This window comes from Streptomyces sp. NPDC032940, assembly GCF_040636935.1.
GTDB lineage: Bacteria > Actinomycetota > Actinomycetes > Streptomycetales > Streptomycetaceae > Streptomyces.
The window spans coordinates 54,980-74,662 of sequence record NZ_JBEZVJ010000011.1; the positions used below are offsets into that span (position 1 = coordinate 54,980).

The 19,683-nt window shown below is 72.5% G+C and carries 21 protein-coding genes; 12 read left to right on the top strand and 9 right to left on the bottom strand.

The window, feature by feature from the left end; genetic code table 11:
- Positions 1 to 142: 142 nt before the first annotated feature.
- Positions 143 to 859 carry a trypsin-like serine protease gene (locus tag AB0E77_RS16400; protein ID WP_361570529.1) on the bottom strand — a complete coding sequence of 239 codons (717 nt, stop codon included), beginning with the start codon at positions 857 to 859 and terminating at the stop codon, positions 143 to 145.
- A gap of 150 nt (positions 860 to 1,009) precedes the next feature.
- Complete coding sequence (locus AB0E77_RS16405) at positions 1,010 to 1,762, bottom strand: sulfite exporter TauE/SafE family protein (protein ID WP_361570866.1); 753 nt, start codon at positions 1,760 to 1,762, stop codon at positions 1,010 to 1,012.
- A 340-nt stretch (positions 1,763 to 2,102) separates the two neighbouring features.
- On the opposite strand from AB0E77_RS16405, the gene AB0E77_RS16410 reads away from it, so the two are divergent.
- The 6 genes from AB0E77_RS16410 (at position 2,103) to AB0E77_RS16435 (ending at position 7,311) form a co-directional block, all read left to right on the top strand.
- A complete protein-coding gene (locus AB0E77_RS16410) occupies positions 2,103 to 3,278 on the top strand; it encodes an ATP-binding protein (RefSeq protein WP_361570532.1) in 1,176 nt (391 codons plus the stop codon).
- Positions 3,275 to 3,676 carry a roadblock/LC7 domain-containing protein gene (locus tag AB0E77_RS16415; protein ID WP_053126708.1) on the top strand — a complete coding sequence of 134 codons (402 nt, stop codon included), beginning with the start codon at positions 3,275 to 3,277 and terminating at the stop codon, positions 3,674 to 3,676. Before AB0E77_RS16410 ends, AB0E77_RS16415 begins: the two co-directional genes overlap by 4 nt.
- The gene (locus AB0E77_RS16420) at positions 3,673 to 4,050 is read left to right on the top strand and encodes a DUF742 domain-containing protein (protein ID WP_361570535.1); all 378 of its coding nucleotides are present in this window, start codon (positions 3,673 to 3,675) and stop codon (positions 4,048 to 4,050) included. Before AB0E77_RS16415 ends, AB0E77_RS16420 begins: the two co-directional genes overlap by 4 nt.
- Positions 4,025 to 4,618 carry an ATP/GTP-binding protein gene (locus tag AB0E77_RS16425; RefSeq protein WP_361570537.1) on the top strand — a complete coding sequence of 198 codons (594 nt, stop codon included), beginning with the start codon at positions 4,025 to 4,027 and terminating at the stop codon, positions 4,616 to 4,618. The genes AB0E77_RS16420 and AB0E77_RS16425 overlap by 26 nt, the downstream gene beginning before the upstream one ends.
- 14 nt (positions 4,619 to 4,632) lie before the next feature.
- Entirely contained in the window at positions 4,633 to 5,979 is a 1,347-nt protein-coding gene (locus AB0E77_RS16430) for a cytochrome P450 (RefSeq protein ID WP_361570540.1), read from the top strand.
- A gap of 204 nt (positions 5,980 to 6,183) precedes the next feature.
- Complete coding sequence (locus tag AB0E77_RS16435; protein WP_361570543.1) at positions 6,184 to 7,311, top strand: tryptophan dimethylallyltransferase family protein; 1,128 nt, start codon at positions 6,184 to 6,186, stop codon at positions 7,309 to 7,311.
- Positions 7,312 to 7,389: 78 nt separating this feature from the next.
- Here AB0E77_RS16435 and AB0E77_RS16440 read toward each other — a convergent pair whose 3' ends face one another.
- From AB0E77_RS16440 to paaI, 3 genes are all read right to left on the bottom strand, one after another.
- A complete protein-coding gene (locus tag AB0E77_RS16440; RefSeq protein ID WP_361570546.1) occupies positions 7,390 to 8,688 on the bottom strand; it encodes an NAD(P)-binding domain-containing protein in 1,299 nt (432 codons plus the stop codon).
- A 138-nt stretch (positions 8,689 to 8,826) separates the two neighbouring features.
- Complete coding sequence (gene paaK, locus AB0E77_RS16445; protein WP_361570548.1) at positions 8,827 to 10,179, bottom strand: phenylacetate--CoA ligase PaaK; 1,353 nt, start codon at positions 10,177 to 10,179, stop codon at positions 8,827 to 8,829.
- Positions 10,176 to 10,610 (bottom strand): hydroxyphenylacetyl-CoA thioesterase PaaI, encoded by a 435-nt coding sequence (gene paaI / locus AB0E77_RS16450; RefSeq protein ID WP_361570869.1) that lies wholly within the window; start codon positions 10,608 to 10,610, stop codon positions 10,176 to 10,178. Before paaI ends, paaK begins: the two co-directional genes overlap by 4 nt.
- A gap of 244 nt (positions 10,611 to 10,854) precedes the next feature.
- Between paaI and paaA the strand changes: the two genes are divergently transcribed.
- The 5 genes from paaA to paaE are packed head-to-tail and all read left to right on the top strand — an operon-like array spanning position 10,855 to position 14,565.
- Positions 10,855 to 11,832, top strand: a complete 978-nt coding sequence (gene paaA, locus AB0E77_RS16455; RefSeq protein WP_361570550.1) for a 1,2-phenylacetyl-CoA epoxidase subunit PaaA — start codon at positions 10,855 to 10,857, stop codon at positions 11,830 to 11,832.
- On the top strand, positions 11,829 to 12,122 hold the full coding sequence (gene paaB, locus AB0E77_RS16460) for a 1,2-phenylacetyl-CoA epoxidase subunit PaaB (RefSeq protein ID WP_359406601.1): 294 nt from the start codon (positions 11,829 to 11,831) through the stop codon (positions 12,120 to 12,122). The genes paaA and paaB overlap by 4 nt, the downstream gene beginning before the upstream one ends.
- A 9-nt stretch (positions 12,123 to 12,131) precedes the next feature.
- Positions 12,132 to 12,959 carry a 1,2-phenylacetyl-CoA epoxidase subunit PaaC gene (paaC, locus tag AB0E77_RS16465; RefSeq protein ID WP_361570554.1) on the top strand — a complete coding sequence of 276 codons (828 nt, stop codon included), beginning with the start codon at positions 12,132 to 12,134 and terminating at the stop codon, positions 12,957 to 12,959.
- Positions 12,953 to 13,459, top strand: coding sequence for a 1,2-phenylacetyl-CoA epoxidase subunit PaaD (paaD, locus tag AB0E77_RS16470; RefSeq protein ID WP_361570557.1), 507 nt, complete (start codon positions 12,953 to 12,955; stop codon positions 13,457 to 13,459). The genes paaC and paaD overlap by 7 nt, the downstream gene beginning before the upstream one ends.
- Positions 13,459 to 14,565: a 1,2-phenylacetyl-CoA epoxidase subunit PaaE gene (paaE, locus tag AB0E77_RS16475; RefSeq protein ID WP_361570559.1), complete on the top strand. Its 1,107-nt coding sequence runs from the start codon at positions 13,459 to 13,461 to the stop codon at positions 14,563 to 14,565. The genes paaD and paaE overlap by 1 nt, the downstream gene beginning before the upstream one ends.
- Here paaE and AB0E77_RS16480 read toward each other — a convergent pair.
- The 4 genes from AB0E77_RS16480 to AB0E77_RS16495 all read right to left on the bottom strand — a co-directional run bounded on the left by AB0E77_RS16480 (position 14,553) and on the right by AB0E77_RS16495 (position 18,262).
- Positions 14,553 to 15,488 (bottom strand): aminoglycoside phosphotransferase family protein, encoded by a 936-nt coding sequence (locus AB0E77_RS16480; protein WP_361570562.1) that lies wholly within the window; start codon positions 15,486 to 15,488, stop codon positions 14,553 to 14,555. The genes paaE and AB0E77_RS16480 overlap by 13 nt on opposite strands.
- Positions 15,489 to 15,557: 69 nt before the next feature.
- Positions 15,558 to 16,133 (bottom strand): TerB family tellurite resistance protein, encoded by a 576-nt coding sequence (locus AB0E77_RS16485; protein WP_361570872.1) that lies wholly within the window; start codon positions 16,131 to 16,133, stop codon positions 15,558 to 15,560.
- Between the two features lie 348 nt (positions 16,134 to 16,481).
- Entirely contained in the window at positions 16,482 to 17,384 is a 903-nt protein-coding gene (locus tag AB0E77_RS16490) for an endonuclease/exonuclease/phosphatase family protein (RefSeq protein ID WP_361570875.1), read from the bottom strand.
- Between the two features lie 65 nt (positions 17,385 to 17,449).
- Positions 17,450 to 18,262 (bottom strand): SAM-dependent methyltransferase, encoded by an 813-nt coding sequence (locus AB0E77_RS16495; protein WP_361570564.1) that lies wholly within the window; start codon positions 18,260 to 18,262, stop codon positions 17,450 to 17,452.
- 165 nt (positions 18,263 to 18,427) lie between these two features.
- Here AB0E77_RS16495 and AB0E77_RS16500 point away from each other — a divergent pair, with 165 nt between their 5' ends.
- Positions 18,428 to 19,627, top strand: a complete 1,200-nt coding sequence (locus AB0E77_RS16500) for an MFS transporter (RefSeq protein ID WP_361570567.1) — start codon at positions 18,428 to 18,430, stop codon at positions 19,625 to 19,627.
- Positions 19,628 to 19,683: the final 56 nt, after the last annotated feature.

Genomic DNA, 19,683 nt, shown 5'->3' on the forward strand with positions numbered 1-19,683 from the left:
CTCCACTCGCGACACGGTCCTGCACCGGGCACGGTAGATGCATCAGCCATGTTCCCGCCGGATCGTCCGGTTCCTGGACGCGGGCCGCGCCCGCCCCGGCGTGACAGGGGCGGGCGCGGAGCGGACAGGGGCGGGGGAGAGGTCAGACGCCCGCCACGGACTGGATCCACGAGCGGTAGGCGGTGACGTTCGTGTACGCCGTCGTGGTCTGCCGGTCGCTGGTCGAGGCCACGCCGACCTGGACGCCGCCGGCCATCATCGGGCCGCCGGAGTCACCGCCCGCGGTGATGCCGTCGACCGGGCGCGCACAGATCGCCGACCCGTAGTAGGCGTCGTAACAGCCGTTGGTCACGCTGACGTTGGCGACCTTCAGGTACGGGGACTGGCAGTTGATCTCCGAGCCGCACCGGGAGGTGGCGCCCCAGCCGTAGACCTGCACGGTCTGGCCCACCCGCACGGTGCCGGGCTGTCCGAGCCGCGCGTAGGAGGCGGAGACGGAACGGTCCAGCCGGACCAGCGCCAGGTCGGCCGAGGGGTGCGTGGTGGTCTGGACGCCGTTCGCCACCGTGCCGCCGCTGTGCTGGTCGAGGCTGCCGATGCGGAAGGCGAGTCCGCCGCCGCCTACGCAGTGCTTGGCGGTCAGGATCCAGGTGGGGGCGATGATGGTCGAGGTGCAGGTCTCCGCGCCGCCCGAGAACAGCCGGGCCGCCCAGGGGGCGTTCTGCGCGTATCCGCCGCCGATGATCGGCTGGGGGCCGCCGGTGCCGGGCCGCTGCTCGGCGGCGGAGGCGCCCGGCGCGAGGGCGAGGACGGACAGCAGGGCGGCCAGGACGGCGGGGACGAGTCTGGTTATTCGCAAGGCTCCTCGATTCCGACGACACGCGCCGCGGCGCGTGAGGTGTGTGGGGGCGGTCCAGCATTTCCGCCGGGAGGCCCGCACCACCACTACCGGCTTGCCATAACGCGCCGTTATGCCGCGGACGCCGGCGCGGCCGTCCCCCGACGCCGGTCAGCGCAGCAGCAGTTGGACGAGCGCGACCGTGCCGATCGCCACGACGAGGGCCCGCAGCAGCACGGGGCTGAAACGGCGGCCCACCCGGGCACCGGCGTACCCGCCGAGCCCGGAGCCGGCCGCGATGAGCACGACGGCCGTCCAGTCGAAGTCGGCCGCGAAGAGGAAGAAGAGCGCGGCGACGGAGTTGACGACGGCCGCCAGGACGTTCTTCACGGCGTTCAGGCGCTGCAGGGGCTCGTCGAGGAGCATGCCCATCAGGGACAGGTAGATGATCCCCTGCGCGGCGGCGAAGTAGCCGCCGTAGACGCTGGCCAGCGTCAGCCCGACGGACAGCAGCGGGCCGCCGTCCCGGTGGGCGATCTGTCCCGTCCGCTCGCGGCGCCGGCGCACCAGGGCGGCCAGCCGGGGCTGGAACGCGACCAGCACGAGGGCGAGCCCGACCAGGACCGGCACGATCGTCTCGAACGCGCGGGCGGGCAGGGACAGCAGCAGCGTCGCCCCCGCGAGCCCTCCGAGCAGGGCACCGGCACCCAGCTTCAGGACGCGCCGTCGCTGGCCGCGCAGTTCGCGGCGGTAGCCGACGGCGCCGCTGACGGAACCGGGGATGAGGCCGAGGGCGTTGGACACCGTCGCGGTGACGGGCGGCAGTCCCGCGGCCAGCAGGACGGGGAAGGTGATCAGCGTTCCCGAGCCGACGACGCTGTTGACCGCGCCGGCCCCGGCACCCGCGGCGAACACCGCCGCCATGGCCTCCGGCGTCACTCCGTACCACTCCGGCCCGGCCGGTCGCGGTCGCTCCGCCGGAAGGTGCCCCGTGCATCTGTCACGCGGTCGACTGTACCCACCGTGGGCGAGATGGTCCCGTTCAGGTCTCAACCGATCCTGAGAGCACAGTTCTTGACGTGAATTCACAAGATCCGACGGTGATACGATCACCGCGTTTGCGGAGCGGGCGGATGGGTGAAAGACGGCATCCCCGACTTCAGGGACGGCCGACGGACCGGGCAGCGACCCGGTACGGGCGGTCCGCCGGGCCGCCCGCACGGACGGGAATTCAGCAAGCCGTCGGTCGCCTGAAGAGAGTCTTATGACGGAATACACAGGGAACCCACTGGTGTGGGTCCTCCTCGTCGCCCTCGTCGCCGCCGCCGTGCTCGTCAGCCGTCAGCGCAGGGCGGCCCGAGCGCTGCGGCAGGAAGTACGAGGCTTGAAGGACCACTACACGGAGCTGGAGAACGACTACGGAAAGTCCGTGCAGGCGGCACAGGAACGGGCCGAGGACGAGACCAAGACCGTTCTGAAGTCCGCCATGCGCACCCTCCAGGGCCTGGCCGCCGAACAGCAGCTGGTTCTCACCCGGCTCCAGACCAAGTACGGAGACTCGGCGCTGTTGCAGGACCTGCTGGAGATCGACCACACCAACTCGCAGTTCGGCCGGCGCGCGCAGTCCATCGCCGTGCTGTGCGACGGCTGGCTGGGCGGCCGGCGCGACACCGCCTCCGTGTACGACGTCGTCCGCAGCGCCCAGGGCCGGATCCGGCACTTCCGGCGGGTGGAGATCCTCTCCCAGGTCGACTTCGGCATCACCAGCCGCGCCGTCGAACCCGTCGCTCTGGCCCTCGCGGAGCTCCTCGACAACGCCACCAGCTACTCCAGCCCGGACACCGTCGTCGAGATCAACATCCGCACCGTGCCGAAGGGCATCTGCGTCGTCGTCGACGACGCCGGTGTCGGCATGAGCGACGAGGAGCGCACCCGCGCCGAGAAGCTGCTCTCCAGCGAGCGAGCCTCGGGCGTGGCCGGCCTCGGCAACCCTCCGCAGTTCGGCTTCGCGGTCATCGGCCTGCTGTGCGAGCGCTTCGGCTTCGAGGTGTCCGTGGACTCCTCCTCCCCCTACGGCGGGGTGCGCGCGGTCGTCCTGCTGCCGCACGAACTGCTCACCGCCATGCCGGAGAAGAAGGCACCGGCCCCGGCCGTCGCCCCGGACACGGCCCGGCCGGTCCTGGACGGCGGGCCGGAGGCCGCGCTCCCCTCGTCCCAGACCGGCGACGGTCTGCCGCGGCGCCGCCGCAAGCGGCCGATGGCCATCGTGCCCGGCAACACCCCGTCCCCGCGGTCCGCGGGCCGCTCCGAGTCCGAACAGGCACAGATCATGGGTGCCTTCCAGCGGGGCACGCGGTCCGGTCGCGCCGGCGGGCCGCAGGACGCGGACCGGACGGGCAGAACACCTGGTGCAAGCAGCGAAGGACATGGAGACTCGTGAACGACGATCTGTCATGGATGCTCGACAGCGCCCTGGAGATTCCCGGGGCCCTGCACGCGGTCCTGATATCCGCCGACGGTCTGCTGATGGCCCGGACGCAGGACTTCGACAAGGACGACGCGGACCGGGTCGCCGCCGCGATGAGCGGCGTCCAGTCGCTCAGCCGGACGCTCGCCTTCTTCTGTGAGGACCCGCACCAGGCGTGGCGGCAGACCCTGGTCGAGTTCGACGGCGGCTGGGTGTTCCTGATCTCCGCGGGCGAGGGCGCCTACCTCGGTGTCTCCGCCTCGCCGGAGGTCGACATGGCGGACATCACCTTCCGTATGCAGCAGCTCGTCGCCCAGCTCGGCAAGCGCCTGACGACACCGCCGCGCGAGAACCTCGGCACCCGCTCATGACCGGCCACGACGGCTGGGAGCCGGAGTCCGCGGGATTAGTACGGCCGTACGTCATCACCAGGGGCCGCGGCCTGCCCGACGACGAGCAGCTCTCCCTCATCACCCTGGTCACCGCCGCCGCCGACCACGCGCAGCGGCCGACCCGGCTGTCTCCCGAGGAGAAGAGCCTGCTGGACCTCTGTTCCGCCGGCTATCTCTCGGTCGCCGAGATCGCCGGGCACACCCATCTTCCCCTGGGCGTGGTGCGGATCCTGCTGGCCTCCCTCAAGGAGGGCGGCTACCTCATGACCCGCCCGCCGGTGGCCCGTGCCCGCCTGGCGGACAAGGAGATCCTGGAGGAGGTGCTCAATGGTCTCCGCGCCAAGTTTGGATGAGCAGGCCTATGTCCGCGCCGGGGCGACCCAGACCGCGGTCAAGATCCTCGTCGTCGGGCACTTCGCGGTGGGCAAGACCACCCTCATCGGGTCCATCTCGGAGATCGAGCCCCTGTCCACCGAGGAGACGATGACGCAGGCCGCCGAGGCGGTCGACGACCTCAAGGGCGTCCAGGGCAAGACCACCACCACGGTCGCCATGGACTTCGGCCGTCTGACCATCAGCGACCGCGTCGTGCTCTACCTCTTCGGCACGCCCGGCCAGCAGCGCTTCGTGCAGATGTGGGAGGACATGGCCCGCGGCGCGCTCGGCGCCCTGGTGCTGGTCGACCCCGAACGGCTCGCGGACTCGTTCCCCGTGATCGACCTCATCGAGCAGTACGGACTCGAGTACGCCATCGCCGTCAACCACTTCGACGGCGCCCCGCTGCGCGACGAGGCGGCGCTGCGCGAGGCCCTGGACCTGCTCGACGACACCCCCGTCGTCACCTGCGACGCCCGTGACGAGAGGTCCTCGGCCGCCGCACTGACCACTCTGGTCCGCTACTTGCTGGACCACACCCGCTAGGAACTGAGAGCAACATGGACGCTCACGACACCCCGGTGCCCCCGCCCGGGTGCCCTGCGCACGGCTCCGGCGGCCGGGTGCCGCTGTACGGGCCGGAGTTCGCCGCCGCCCCCCAGGCGTACTACGACTACCTGCGCCACTACGGGCCCGCCGCGCCCGTCGAGCTCGCCCCGGGCGTGGAGGCGACGCTGGTCACCGACTACGCGGCCGCCCTGCAACTGCTCCAGGACTCCGGGACCTTCCGCAAGGACGCGCGCCGCTGGCGGGCCTTCAACGAGGGCAAGGTCAGCCCCGACAGCCCGGTCGTCCCGCTGCTCGCCTACCGGCACAACTGCATGTTCTCCGACGGCGCCGACCACCTGCGGCTGCGCCAGGCCGTCACCGACAGCATGGCGCGCGTGGACACCCGGCGGCTGACCCGGAGCACCGAGCAGATCTCCGGCTACCTCATCTCCCAGTTCGCCGCCCGCGGCTCGGCCGACCTGCTCGGCGACTACGCCAAGCAGCTGCCGCTGTTCGTGTTCAACGAACTCTTCGGCTGCCCCGCAGACATCGGGGACCGGGTGCTGTTCGGCATCTCCGGCATGTTCGACGGGGTCAACGCGGAGAAGGCGACCGAGGTGCTGTTCCAGGCCGCGGGCGAGCTGGTGGCGCTCAAGCGCCGCAAGCCCGGGGACGACGTCACCTCGTGGCTGATGCAGCATCAGGCGGGTCTCGGCGACGAGGAGATGGTCCACCAGCTGGCGCTGCTGCTGGGCGCCGGCGCGGAACCGCTGCGCAACCTCATCGGGAACACCCTGCACCGGCTGCTCACCCACGACCGGTACGCCCGTGAGGGCGGACTGATCGACGAGGCGCTCGACGACACGCTCTGGGAGAACCCTCCCATGTCGAACTACGCGCCGCACTACCCGGCGGCCGACGTGGAACTCGCGGGGCAGCAGCTGCAGTCGGGCGATCTGGTGCTGGTCAGCTTCGCCGCGGCCAACACCGGTCCGGCACTCCAGGCCGCCCGGCAGGCCGGCAGCAACCGCGCCCACCTGGCGTGGAGCGCGGGCCCGCACGCCTGTCCCTCCAAGGACCCGGCCCGGCACATCACCGTCACCGCCATCGAGAACCTGTTCAACGAGCTGCCCGACGTCGGCCTCGCCGTCCCCGAGGACAGCCTGACGTGGCGGCCGGGCCCCTTCAACCGTGCGCTCGCCACCCTCCCGGCCCGCTTCACCCCGGTGCGGCCGGGCGGACGCTCCGACGCCCCGAGCGGTCCCGCGACAGCCGCCCGGGAAGCCACGGCCGGCCCGGCGCGCACGCCCGAACGAGGAGGTATGTGGAGCCAGTTCCTCAACTGGCTCACGCGGTGATATCCGCAACAGCCGTCCAACCTGGCGTTTTCGCATAAACGTTCAACGGCACGGGTAGTGAGCACGCGGCTCAAGTTGCTCACGAGTAAAAGGAGGTGTCGTGGACCACATATCCACGCACGCCGCTTTCCCGCCGCCGATCTCCCCGATACCCGCCCCACCGGGCGGGTATCGTCTTGTGCGCCTGCGACGAGGTGCAGGCCGGTGACGGGGGCGTCCATGGGCGGCGGGCTGCCGGGAGCGACGACTCTCGGCGCCCACACGAGCGGCCAGTTGCGAAGACTCGGCGTGGTCGCGGGCCTGTCCGAGGCCGACATCGACACCTACGCGGACCTCCTGACGGAGACTCTGGGACCGCAGAGCGACCGTTCGCTGACCTTGCCGCCGCCCAACCGCACCTTCCTGTCCGACGACCACACACCGGTGGAGTTCTCCCTCTCCTTCCAGCCGGGCGCGGCCCCCGCCCTGCGGGTGCTCCTGGAACCCGGCTGCGGCGCAGACAGCCTGGCTCACAACGGCCGCGCCGGACTCGAGACGGTGCGGGCGATGGCGAAACGCTGGAACTTCACCACCGGCCCGCTCGACGCGGTCCGGGACCTGTTCCTGCCGCGCTCCCCGCAGGGCCCGCTGGCCCTGTGGTGCGCGCTGGAACTGCGGCCCGGCGGTGTGCCCAAGGTCAAGGTGTACCTGAACCCGGCCGCCTCCGGACCGGAGCGCACCGTCGAGACGGTGCGCGAGGCCCTGCACCGGCTGGGGCACCGGAAGGCGTTCGCCACGCTGCCCGCCGCCGACGGGTACCCGTTCGTCGCGCTGGACCTCGGGGACTGGGAGCAGCCCCGGGTGAAGGTCTACCTGCGGCACGACGGCCTCACGGCCGGGCGGGCGGGGCGGCTGTCCCGCATGGACCCGGGCCCCCACCCCGCCGGGATCGAGGACTTCTTCCTCACGGCCGCGGGTGCCGCCACCCGGGTGGCGCGGCTCGACGGGCGGCCCGGCCTGACGTGCCACTCCTTCACCGACACCGGCACGGCACGGCCGAGCGGCTTCACCCTGCACGTCCCCGTCCGGGACTACGCCCGGCACGACGGGGAGGCCCTCGCGCGGGGCGTGAGCGTGCTGCGCCGGTACGGCGTGGAGAGCCCCGTGCTCGGCCGGGCCCTGGCCGCCGTGACCGGGCGCCGGCCGGAGGACGGCGTGGGCCTGATCGCCTATCTGGCGCTGGCTCACCAGCGGGACCGCGCGCCACGGGTGACGGCGTACCTCTCCTCGGAGGCGTACGCGGTCAGGCCGCCCGTCGCCCGCGAGGTCCGGGACCCGGTGGCGGTGCGCTGAGCCCGGCGCACGTCCACGCCGAGGGGCCCCGGTGACCTCCACCGGGGCCCCTCGGCGTGGCGGGGGCGTGCGGGGCGGCTACACGCCGAGCGTCTCGCGGAACTCGCTCAGGTACGGGCCCACGTCGACCTGGATCGAGGCGCCCTGGGTCCTGCCGTAGCGCTTCGCGATCCCCTCGAGATACGTGTCGATCTCCGCGCGCATCTCGTCCGCCCCCGGCAGCGCGGCCTCGCCGGCGATGATCCGCGTCACCCACTGCGCCTGGGCCTCCACGAGCCGGGTGATCGCGCCCACGGGCCGCACCAGGCCGACGAAGTACAGACCCGGCCGCTCGGCAGGGACGATCCGCCGGTACAGCTCCACAGCGCCGTCCGGGCCCAGCGGGCAGCCCGCGGGCAGGAAGGGGAACGTCATGTGGAAGCCGGTGCAGTAGACGACCGTGTCCGCCTGGACCGAGCTGCCGTCGGTGAAGACGACCCGGTCGCGGTCGAAGGAGTCGATCGCGGGCTTCGGGGTCACCGCGCCGTGCCGGATCCGGCTGAGGATCTCGTCCGAGAGGGTCACCGCCGAGGAGAAGACCGGGTGGTCGGGCTCGGGCAGCCCGTAGTCGCCGAGCCGGCCCCGCGCGACGAGCAGCGCCTGCTCCACGAAGCGGCGCTGCTCGTCGAAGGACATGGCGGACCACCAGGGCGCGTCGGCGATCTCGTCGACGGACATCCCGAAGAGCTGCTTGGGCACGATGTGCAGCCCCCGGCGCACGGACAGCACGGTCTGCGCGGCGTGCCGTGACAGGTCCGCCGCGATGTCCACCGCGGACGCGCCCAGGCCGACCACGACGGTGCGCCGGCCCGCGAAGTCGCTGCCGTCGCGGTAGTCGAGGGAGTGCAGGATCGTTCCGCCGAAGGAGGCGGCGCCCGGCGGGAGGGGATCGGGCAGAGCGGGTTCGCTGTGGTGCCCCGAGGCGACGACCACCTGCTCGAACCGCCGCGACGTCACCTCACCGCCCGCGTCCCGGCTGACGACAGTCCACAGGCCGTCCGCGTCCTGGCGCACCGAGACCACCTCGGTGCGCAGCTCGACGCGGTCGAGCACCCCGGCCCACTCCGCGAACGACCGCAGGTAGGCGGCGACCTGACTGTGCCGCGGATAGAGGGGGTACGACGACGGCATCGGGAAGCCGGCGTAACAGGTCAGCTGCTTGGCGGTGTTGAGGTGCAGGGACAGGTACCCCGGCCCGCGCTCACCCGCCTGCGGCTGACGCCAGATCCCCCCGACGTCGGGAGCCTTCTCCAGGCAGACGAACTCGATACCACGGTCGTTCAGGGCACGGGCCACGGCCAGCCCCGACAGACCGGCACCGATCACACACACTCGCACGGGTTTTCCCCTCAGGACGGACACAAACCTCCCCCGATCATGCATTCACTGCCCGTCCGTGTCTTCCCGCACACCGGTTCACCTGGCGAACTGCTGTGTCCGTGCTCACGTTTCGCCCCACCCGTGCCGGCCGCGCGGTCACGCCCGCCGGAGGTCCTTGACCCGGCGGATCTTGCCGACCGAGCGCTCCAGCGTCTCGGGGTCGACGACGGCCACCTCCACGGTGATGCCGACCCCGTCCTTCACGCCCTGGCCGATCGACCTCGCGGCGGCCTCGCGCTGCTCCGGACCGGCGTCCGGGCGCGCCTCGACCCGGACGACCATGTGGTCCATGCGCCCGCGCTCGGTGAGCTGGATCTGGAAGTGCGGTGCCACGCCGGGGGTGCGCAGCACGATCTCCTCGATCTGGGTCGGGAAGACGTTCACCCCGCGCAGGATGATCATGTCGTCGCAGCGGCCGGTGACCTTCTGCATCCGGCGGAAGGCCGGCCGGGCGGTCCCCGGCAGCAGCCGGGACAGATCGCGGGTGCGGTAGCGGATGACGGGGAGCGCCTCCTTGGTGAGCGAGGTGAAGACGACCTCGCCCTCCTCGGTCTCGCCCAGCACCTCGTCCGTGACCGGGTCGACCACCTCGGGGTAGAAGTGGTCCTCCCACACGTGCAGCCCGTCCTTCGTCTCCACGCACTCCTGCGCCACGCCCGGTCCGATCACCTCGGACAGGCCGTATATGTCGACGGCGTGGATGTCCATGCGCTCCTCGATCTCGCGGCGCATCTCCTCCGTCCAGGGCTCGGCACCGAAGATGCCGATCCGCAGGGAGCTGGTGCGCGGATCGACGCCCTGCCGCTCGAACTCGTCGAGCAGGGTGAGCATGTAGGACGGGGTCACCATGATGATCTCGGGCCGGAAGTCCTGGATGATCTGCACCTGCCGGGCCGTCATGCCGCCGGAGGCGGGGATCACGGTGCAACCCGCGCGCTCGGCGCCGTAGTGCGCGCCCAGGCCGCCGGTGAACAGGCCGTAGCCGTACGAGATGTGGACCTTGTGACCGGGCCGGCCGCCGGCGGCGCGGATCGAGCGGGCGATGACGTCCGCCCACACGGACAGGTCGTTGTCCGTGTAACCGACCACGGTGGGGCGGCCGGTGGTGCCGCTGGAGGCGTGGACGCGCCGTACCTCGGACATCGGGACGGCGAACATGCCGAAGGGGTAGGTGTCCCGCAGGTCGGCCTTGGTGGTGAACGGGAACCGGGACAGGTCCGCGAGGCTCCGGCAGTCGTCGGGCTTCACCCCGGCCGCGTCGAACTTCCTCCGGTACAGCTCCACGTTCTCGTAGGCGTGCCGCAGGGTCGCGCGCAACCGGTCGAGCTGGAGTTCGCGCAGCTGCTCGCCGGTGAGCAGCTCGCCGTCGTCCCACAGGTCCCGGGGGAGGGGCTCGCCCGGGCGGGAGGCGGGGGACGCCGGCCGGCCGGCCGTCGGTGCGCTGCTCATCGCGACTCCTTCGTCGTGCCCGGCGTCCCGTCCGCAGCCGGGTCCGCCGTCGTGTCTGTCGTCGAGCCCCGGACGCTGCGGCTGCGCCCGCGGAACTCCGCGACCACTTCCTCGCCGCGCCGCACGCTGACGTCGTAGACGCCGCTGCGGCCGTACCGGGTGCGTTCCTCGGCGGTGGCCACCAGCACGTCGCCCTCGTGGGCCGGGGCCACGAACACGATGTCCGCGCCGGCGGCGACGGTCACGGGCCCGTGGCTGTTGCAGGCGCAGGCGAAGGCGGTGTCCGCGAGGAGGAAAACGTAGCCGCCGTGGGCGATCCCGTGGCCGTTCACCATCGCGGGGGTCACGGTCATGCGGACCACGGCCGTCCCCGTGCCCCGCTCGAGCAGCTCGATCCCGAGGCGACGGGACGCCTCGTCCGCGGCGAACATCACCTCCGCCGACGTCGTCGTCTCCACGGCCTGCGCCACGCCTTCCACCACCTTGTTTCCCGACCGAACATTCGGTTACCGTGCGGCACGGCCTAGTAATCCAGCCACGTCGTGGCCTGTCAAGAGCCCGGACAGCCGCCCCGCCCGCTCGGCCGGGGAGGCGGCCGCGTCCGGGTCTTGCCCGGTCCGGGGAAACGCGTCAGACTGATACCGAACGAATGGTCGGTAGGGGAAGCTGGTATCGATGACCACGACACACGCCGCCGAGGCGCCGCCCCCCGCGGGGCTGCAGGAGCACTTCGACGCGACGATCGCGCACGACCAGCGGATCGAGCCGCGCGACTGGATGCCGGACGGATACCGCAGGACGCTGATCCGGCAGGTCGCGCAGCACGCGCACTCGGAGATCATCGGCATGCAGCCGGAGGGGGAGTGGATCACCCGCGCCCCGTCGCTGCGCCGCAAGGCGATCCTCTTCGCCAAGGTCCAGGACGAGGCCGGCCACGGGCTCTACCTGTACTCGGCGGCCGAGACCCTCGGCGCCGACCGCGCCGACCTCACCGAGCGGCTGATCGAGGGCCGCCAGAAGTACTCCTCGATCTTCAACTACCCGACCCTCAGCTTCGCCGACGTCGGCGTGATCGGCTGGTTCGTCGACGGCGCCGCGATCTGCAACCAGGTCCCGCTGTGCCGCAGTTCCTACGGCCCCTACGCGCGCGCCATGGTGCGGATCTGCAAGGAGGAGTCCTTCCACCAGCGCCAGGGCTACGAGCTGCTGATGACGATGATGCGCGGCACCGAGGCCCAGCGCGAGATGGTGCAGGACGCGGTGAACCGCTGGTGGTGGCCGTCCCTGATGATGTTCGGCCCGCCCGACGACGCCTCGCCCAACTCGGCCCAGTCGATGGCCTGGAAGATCAAGCGGCACAGCAACGACGAACTGCGCCGGCGCTTCGTCGACATGACCGTCCCCCAGGCCGAGAAGCTCGGCGTCACCCTCCCCGACCCCGAGCTGCGGTGGAACGAGGAGACCGGACACCACGACTTCGGCACCCCCGACTGGGACGAGCTGATGCGGGTCATCAAGGGCGACGGCCCGTGCAACGCCCGGCGGATGGAACGCCGGCGCTCCGCCCACGAGGAAGGCGCCTGGGTCCGCGAGGCGGCCACCGCCCACGCGGCCAAGCAGGCCGCCCGTACGCAGAAGGGAGCGGCGGCATGACCTCCGCGAAGCAGGACTGGCCGCTCTACGAGGTCTTCGTGCGCGGCAAGCGCGGCCTCAACCACGTCCACGTCGGCTCGCTGCACGCCGCCGACGACACGATGGCCCTCACCCACGCCCGCGATCTCTACACCCGGCGCAACGAGGGAGTGAGCATCTGGGTGGTGCGCTCCGAGCACATCGCCGCCTCCACCCGCGACGAGAAGGACCCCTTCTTCGCCCCCAGCGCCGACAAGGTCTACCGCCACCCGACCTTCTACGACATCCCCGACGACGTCCCCCACATCTAGGAGCAGGGCATGAGTGACGACCACGTCTACATGACCCTCGCCGAGGGACACGAGGACGACACCCGCTGGGCCTACGGCACCGGCTTCGAGGACCCGCTGCACGGCGTGGACACCACCGTGCCCGAGGGCGTCGACACCGGTGAACTGGCCGCCCAGTGCGTGGCGCTCGCCGACGACGCCCTGGTCACGGCCCAGCGGCTCGCCGAGTGGGTCACCCGCGCCCCCGAGCTGGAGGAGGAGGTGGCGCTGGCCAACATCGGCCTCGACCTCCTCGGCCAGGCCCGCCTGCTCTACTCCCGCGCCGGCCAGACCGACGGCACCGGCCGCGACGAGGACGCCTACGCCTACTTCCGCGACGCGGACGACTTCCGCAACGTGCGCCTGGCCGAACTGCCGCGCGGTGACTTCGCGTTCGCCGTCGTCCGGCTCCTGGTCCTCTCCGCCTGGCGGCTCGCGCACTTCGAGCGGCTCGTGTCCCACCCCGACCCGGTCCTCGCGGCGGTCGCGGCCAAGGGCGTCAAGGAACTGACCTACCACCGGCAGTACGCCGCCGAGTGGGCGGTGCGCCTGGGCGACGGCACGGACGAGTCCCACCGCCGCATGCGTGCCGCGCTGGAGCAGGCCGCCCCGTACCTCGGGGAGCTGCACGCCGCGTACGACGTGCGCGAGGAACTCACCGACGTGCTGCGTCAGGTCACCGAGGCCGCAGGACTGCCGATGCCGGTGTACCGGCCGCTGCCCGGCTCCGGCCGCGACGGCGAGCACACCGAGCACCTCGCCCCGCTGCTCGCCGAGTTGCAGAGCGTGGCCCGCGCCCACCCGGAGGCGACATGGTGACCACCCGGCCGGACGCCCGGCTCGCCCGTCGCATCGCCGAGTGCGTTCCGGACCCGGAGCTGCCCATGCTGACCCTCGCCGACCTCGGCGTGCTGCGCGACGTCGAGACGACCGACGACGGCACCGTGGTCGCGAGCCTGACCCCCACCTACTCCGGCTGCCCCGCCATGGCCGAGATGCGGGCGGACGTCGCCGCGCGCCTGCGGGAGGCGGGGTACGCACGGGTGGAGATCCGCACGGTGCTCAGCCCGCCCTGGACCAGCGACTGGATCACCGAGTCCGGTCGCCGCAAGCTCGCCGAGCACGGCATCGCCCCGCCCGGCGCCGCGCCCCGCGGTCCCGTACCCCTCGTGCTGTCGCCGACCCGGCGCACGGTGCCCTGCCCGCGGTGCGGGTCGGCGGACACCGAGGAGACCTCCCGTTTCGCCGCCACGTCCTGCAAGGCGCTGTGGCGCTGCCGGGCCTGCCGCGAACCGTTCGAGTACGTCAAGGAGATCTGATGGCCCCGACCGCCCCCGCCTCGGCCGTCCCGGCACGCGTCCGCCGCCGTCCGGCCTTCCACCGTCTGCGCGTCGCCGCCGTCCAGCGGCTGTGCGCGGACGCGGTGGCCGTCGGCTTCGACATCCCGGAGGAACTGGCCGGGGAGTTCGCCTTCGCGCCGGGACAGTCGCTCACGCTGCGGCGCGAGATCGAGGGCCGTGACGAGCGCCGCTCCTACTCGATCTGCTCACCGGCCGGCTCCGCGCCGCGCATCGGCGTGCGCGTGGTGCCGGGCGGCGTGTTCTCGTCGTGGCTGGTCAACGACGTACGGCCCGGCGACACGGTCGAGGTGATGGCCCCCACCGGCCTGTTCACCCCCGACCTCACCACCCCCGGCCACCATGTGCTCGTCGCGGCGGGCTCCGGCATCACGCCCATGCTGTCCATCGCCGAGTCGGCGCTGGCCGCCGACGACCGCTCCACCGTCACCCTGTTCTACGGCAACCGCCGCACCGACACCGTGATGTTCGCCGACGAACTGGCCGACCTGAAGGACCTGTACCCGGCCCGCTTCCAGCTCGCCCACGTGCTGTCCCGCGAGCCCCGGGAGGCCGAGGTGCTCTCCGGGCGCCTGGACGCCGAACGGCTCTCGGCGCTCGTCGACGCCCTGGTCGACGTGGAGAACGCCGACCACTGGTGGCTGTGCGGCCCGCACGGCATGGTCCTCGACGCCCAGCAGGTCCTGACCGGCCTCGGCGTGCCGGCGGACCGCGTCCACCGGGAACTGTTCTTCGCCGACGACGAGCCGGTGCGCGAGACGCGCCACGAGGACGCCGGACCCGAGGGGCCGGTCAGCGAGGTCACCGTCACCCTGGACGGCCGGTCGACGACGGCCTCACTGTCCCGGGAGCGGACCGTCCTCGACGGCGCCCAGCAGACCCGCCCCGACCTGCCGTTCGCCTGCAAGGGCGGCGTCTGCGGCACCTGCCGGGCCCTGGTGACCGACGGCAAGGCCGACATGCGGCGCAACTACGCTCTCGAACCCTCCGAGGTGGACGCCGGCTACGTCCTGACCTGCCAGTCGTACCCGGCGTCCGACACCCTGGCCGTCGACTACGACAGCTGACCCGGCGTCACGGCGCCCAGCAGACCGGTCTCCTCCAGCACCGCCCGGATCACGTGCCGGGCGTTGCGGGCCATGGCGGGGTTGCTCTCCCGGTAGTACGGCAGCGCGATCAGTGCCTGGGAGAGCGTCCGCCCCCGGCCCCGCCGCCAGGTCGCCTCGTCCGCACCGAGCGCCTCGCGGAAGACCTCCCGGGCACCGGCCGGCAGCAGATTCCACGCCGGGAACAGATCGCAGGCCGGGTCGCCCACGCCCGCGCAGCCGAAGTCGATGACGGAGGAGAGCCCGCCGGCCTCGACCAGCAGATTGCCCGGCATCAGGTCGGCGTGCAGCCACACCGGCGGCCCGTCCCACACCGGTGCGCGCAGCGCGTCGTCCCACACGGCGGTCACGGCGTCACCGTCGACGCCCTCCTCGGGAATCCGGCGCAGCTCCTCGATCGCCGCACGGGTCGGCGCGTCGAGCGAGGTGAGCGGACCCCCGCGGTAGGCCGGCGGCGCCCCCGGCAGGGTGATGCTCCGCATCGCCGCCACGAACCCGGCCAGATCCCCGGCCAGGCGCACCGGTTCGCCCAGCGCCCCCTCCTCCGGGATCTCCCCGGGCAGCCACCGGTACACCGACCAGGGCCACGGATATCCCTCGGCGGGTCCCCCCGCCCCCACGACCTCGGGAACGGGCACCGGCAGCAGCGGCGCGAGACGGGGCAGCCAGCGACGCTCCGCCTCCACGTCCGCGGCCCCGCCCTCCGTCAGCGGCAGCCGTACGACCATCCCCTCGCCCAGCCGGTACATGGCGTTGACCGTGCCGCCGGACGGAAACCGCCGGACCGGCAGGCGGGCCCATCGGGGGAACCGGCCGGCGACGAGCCGCCGTACGAGATCGTCGTCGACGGGATGCGTGCCGGGACGCGGCTGCCCTGAACTCATGGGTGTCATCCGACCGTCGGCGGCCGACGCGCGTCAAACGCTTTCCCGTCCGGCGGCCCGGGAAGGCGCTCAGACGCCGAACTCCGTGGGGGACAGGCCCAGTGCGGTGCACGCCTCACGCACCGCCTGCTGTTCGGCCGGCTCGAACACGCCGTCCGCGCCGGCGACGACCATGCCGGTCTGGACGACCGCCCGGGCCTCCGCGGGCTTCTTGGCGGCCTTGGCGATCACCTGCAGCGCCTCGGCCCGGCCCGCCTCGAAGTTGCCCAGGAGGCGGTCCACGTGCTGGTTGAACCGCTGCCGGAGCTGGTCCGCGGGGAAGTTCTGCAGGACCTCGTTGGTGACGATGAGCTCCTCCACGCGCTGCCGCTCGGCCGGCTCGACCCGGCCGTCGGCCGCCGCCACCAGCGCGCACATGGCCATGCTCGCGTCCCGGTAGGCACCGCTCTTGAGCTCCGTCTTCACCGACGCGAGCTGGGACTTGAACAGCCCGATCAGCTGGGCCTTGGAGCCACCGGAGGACGACGAGCCCGGCCGGCCGGACGCCTGCTGCCCCGGTGCGTGCCCGCCCGTGCCCCGCGCGCCCTGGGACTGGGACTGCTGGAGCGTCCTGGCCTGGTCCTTGATCCGGTCCCACATCGCCACTCGTGCCACCTCGGCTTCTGCTGCGTATCCGTCGTGTCTGCGGTCGCGTCACATCGCGGTCCGTCAGGTTGAACGCTCCGGCGCCGACGGCGGTTCCCGGATCGTAAAAGAAAAGCAAAAGCGGTCTGTGCGCAAGCCCCGATGTGCGTCCCCGGGGCGGCTGCGCTAGAGTCTTCCCAGGTCGTCCAGTCACCACCCGGTGGATGTCCGTGCGTTGGTCGTCTAAGGCAAGACGTCCCGCTTCCTGCGGGGAAATGCAGGTGCAAGGCCTGCCCGGCGCTCCACAGTGAACCCCCGTCCCTGGGTACCAGGGGCGGGGGTTCTCGCGTTCTCGCGCGCGTCGTCCGGTCAGAGGGCGATCCCCGCCGCGACCGGCAGGTGGTCGCTTCCGGTGGCGGGCAGGGTGCGGAGGTGACGGACCGTCGCCGAACGGGCCATGACCTGGTCGATCCGGGCGACCGGGAAACCCGCCGGGAAGGAGAGGGCGAGGCCGCGTTCCGCCGTGCCCAGACGGGTGGTCAGCGGGGCGAGTCCACGGTCGTCCACCGTGCCGTTGAGGTCGCCCAGCACCAGCACCCTCTCCCGTTCCTCGGCGCCGACGGCCGCGCCCAGCAGGCGGGCGCTCTCGTCGCGCCACGACGACGCGAGTCCGGTCGCCCTCACGCGCACCGACGGCAGGTGGGCCACGTACGCGGCGATCTCGCCGTGCGGCGTGTGGACCACCGCCCGCAGCCCGCGGTCCCAGTCCTCCGTGATGCCGCGCGGCCGGATGTCCACCGGCCGCGTCTCGGACAGCGGATGCCTCGACCAGAGCCCGACCGTGCCCTGGACCGCGTGGTACGGGTACCGGGCGGCGAGGGTCCCCTCGTACACCGGCAGCGCCGCTGGAACCAGTTCCTCCAGCGCGATCAGGTCCGGCCCGGCGGCGGCCAGGGCGCGGGCGGTTCCGGCCGGATCGGCGTTCTCGTCGCTGACGTTGTGCTGCACCACGACCAGGTCGTCGCCGGCGGACCGCGCCGCGGGCAGCAGCAGCGGGCCGAAGTGGTGCGTCCAGGCGGCGACCGGCAGCAGCACGGCCACCAGCGCGACGGCCGAACGGCGCAGCAGCGCCAGGCCGAGCAGCACCACGGCCACCAGCCCGAGCCACGGCAGGAACGTCTCCAGCAGACTGCCCATCCGTCCCACCGAGTTGGGCACCAGCCCCGGGAAGGCCAGCAGCGCCGCCGTCAGCACCGCGGCCGCGGCCACCACCCGGCCCCCCGTCCACGCCGCCGTGTCCGTGACGGCGTAGGGCGGGCGGCGGCCGTTCGGGGCGGTCACGGCTTACGGGCGAGGCCGCCGTGCTCACCGACGGGCGCGGGAGCGGGGGAGGTGACCTCCGGGCGCCACAGGGGGACCGACACGACCCCGGGCTCCACGAGTTCCAGACCGTCGAAGAACGACGTGATCTCCTCCACGGTGCGCAGCACGTAAGGCGCGGCGCCGCTCTCGTTGTAGGCGTCCTGCGCCTGCTCGAAGTCCGGGTCGACGCCCCGCGAACCGTCGTTGACGGAGAGATGGCTGCCCGAGGGCAGCGCGTCCATCAGCCGGGTCACGACGGAGCGCGCCACGTCGAGGTCGGGGATGTGGCCCAGGATGTTGCTCAGGACGAGCGCGACAGGACGCTCGAGGTCGAGAGTGCCGGCGGCCGCCGCCAGGATGCGGTCCGGATCGAGCACGTCCGCGTCGATGTAGGCTGTCGCCCCCTCGGGGGCCGAGGTGAGCAGCGCCCGGGCGTGCGCCAGGACCATGGGGTCGTTGTCGACGTACACGATCCGGGTCTCCGGAGCGATCCGCTGGGCGACCTCGTGGGTGTTGTCCGCGGTGGGCAGACCGGTCCCGACGTCCAGGAACTGCCGGATGCCGGCCTCGGCGACCAGATAGGTGATGTTGCGGCGCAGGAAGGCGCGGCTGCTGCGGGCGATGGTGACGATGCCGGGGAACACGGCGGTGTAGGCGTCACCGGCCCGCTCGTCGACGGGGTAGTTGTCCTTGCCGCCCAGCCAGTAGTTCCAGATCCGGGCCGAGTGCGGCACCGATGTGTCGATCTTCTGGTGCGCGGGTCCGGGCGTCGCTGCGGGGTCGCTCATGAGGAAGGTCCGTCTCTCGGCCGAGGCGTGAACTGTTCCCTCACAACCTACGTCCCAAGGTTCTCTCCCTGTACGGCCGTTCATGCATCGCATGGGGGCGCGAGCTGTGATGCGGGCCGGGAGAAGGGAGTGTACGTTCGTACGTTCAACATATAGGGTCCCTGCATGACTGTTGATGTCCTGCGCCCGCCCGGCCGGGTCGAGAAGCGGGCCCGCGCAGCCGTTGCCGCGCTGTTCTTCACCAACGGCGCCCTGTTCGCCAATCTGCTGCCCCGGTATCCGCAGATCAAGGCGGACCTCGGCATCGGCAACACCGCCTACGGGCTGGCCGTCGCGGCCTTCCCGGCGGGCGCCATCGGCGCCGGACTGGCGGCGGGCCTGGTGATCCGCCGCCTCGGCTCCGCCCGCGCGGCGGTGGCCGGCACCCTGCTGACCGGCGCGGGCGTCCTCGCCGCCGGCCTGGCCGGCTCCGTGGTGACGCTCGCGGCCGCGCTGTTCCTGGCCGGGGCCATGGACGCCGTCACCGACGTGGCGCAGAACGCCCACGGGCTGCGGGTCCAGCGCCGCTACGGACGCTCCATCATCAACTCCCTGCACGCCGTCTGGTCCGTCGGCGCCGTCACCGGCGGCTGCATGGCGGCCGGGGCGATCGCTCTGGGGCTCTCGCTGGGGCAGCACCTGGCGATCTCGGCCGTGCTGTTCGCGGTCGTCGCCTGCGGCGCCCTGCGGTACTGCCTGCCCGGCCCCGACACCGGACCGGAGGCGGCGTCCGAGGCCCACGCCGCGGGGCGCGGGCCGTCGCGGCCGTCGCGGCGTACCGTCCAGGTGCTGGCGGCGCTCGTCCTGATCGCCACGGCCGGCACCCTGGTCGAGGACGCGGGCAACTCCTGGGCCGCGCTCTATCTCGCGGGGCCGCTGCACGCGTCGGTGACCCTCGCCGCGTCCGGTTACATCGCCCTGGTCGGGGCCCAGTTCGTCGGCCGTCTCGCCGGCGACCGGCTCGTCGACCGCTTCGGGCAGCGCGCCGTGGCCCGCGCCGGCGGCCTCGTCGTCGCCCTCGGCATGGGCCTGGCGCTGACCGTGCCCACGGTGCCCGGGACGGTGCTCGGCTTCGCGGCGGCAGGGTTCGGCGTGGCCACACTGGTGCCCGCCGCGATGCACGAGGCCGACGAACTGCCCGGTCTGAAGCCCGGCTCGGGGCTGACCGTCGTCTCCTGGCTCATGCGCCTGGGCTTCCTGCTGTCGCCCCCCGTCGTCGGACTCGTCGCCGACGCGGCCGGCCTCCGGGCGGGCCTGCTGGTGGTGCCCCTCGCCGGAGTCGTCGTGCTCCTCACCGCCGGAGTGCTGCGGTCCCGGCAGCGCTGACCGCGGCTCCACGGCCCACGGGCGAGGCGCCGGACGGCCACGCGCCCGAGGTGTAC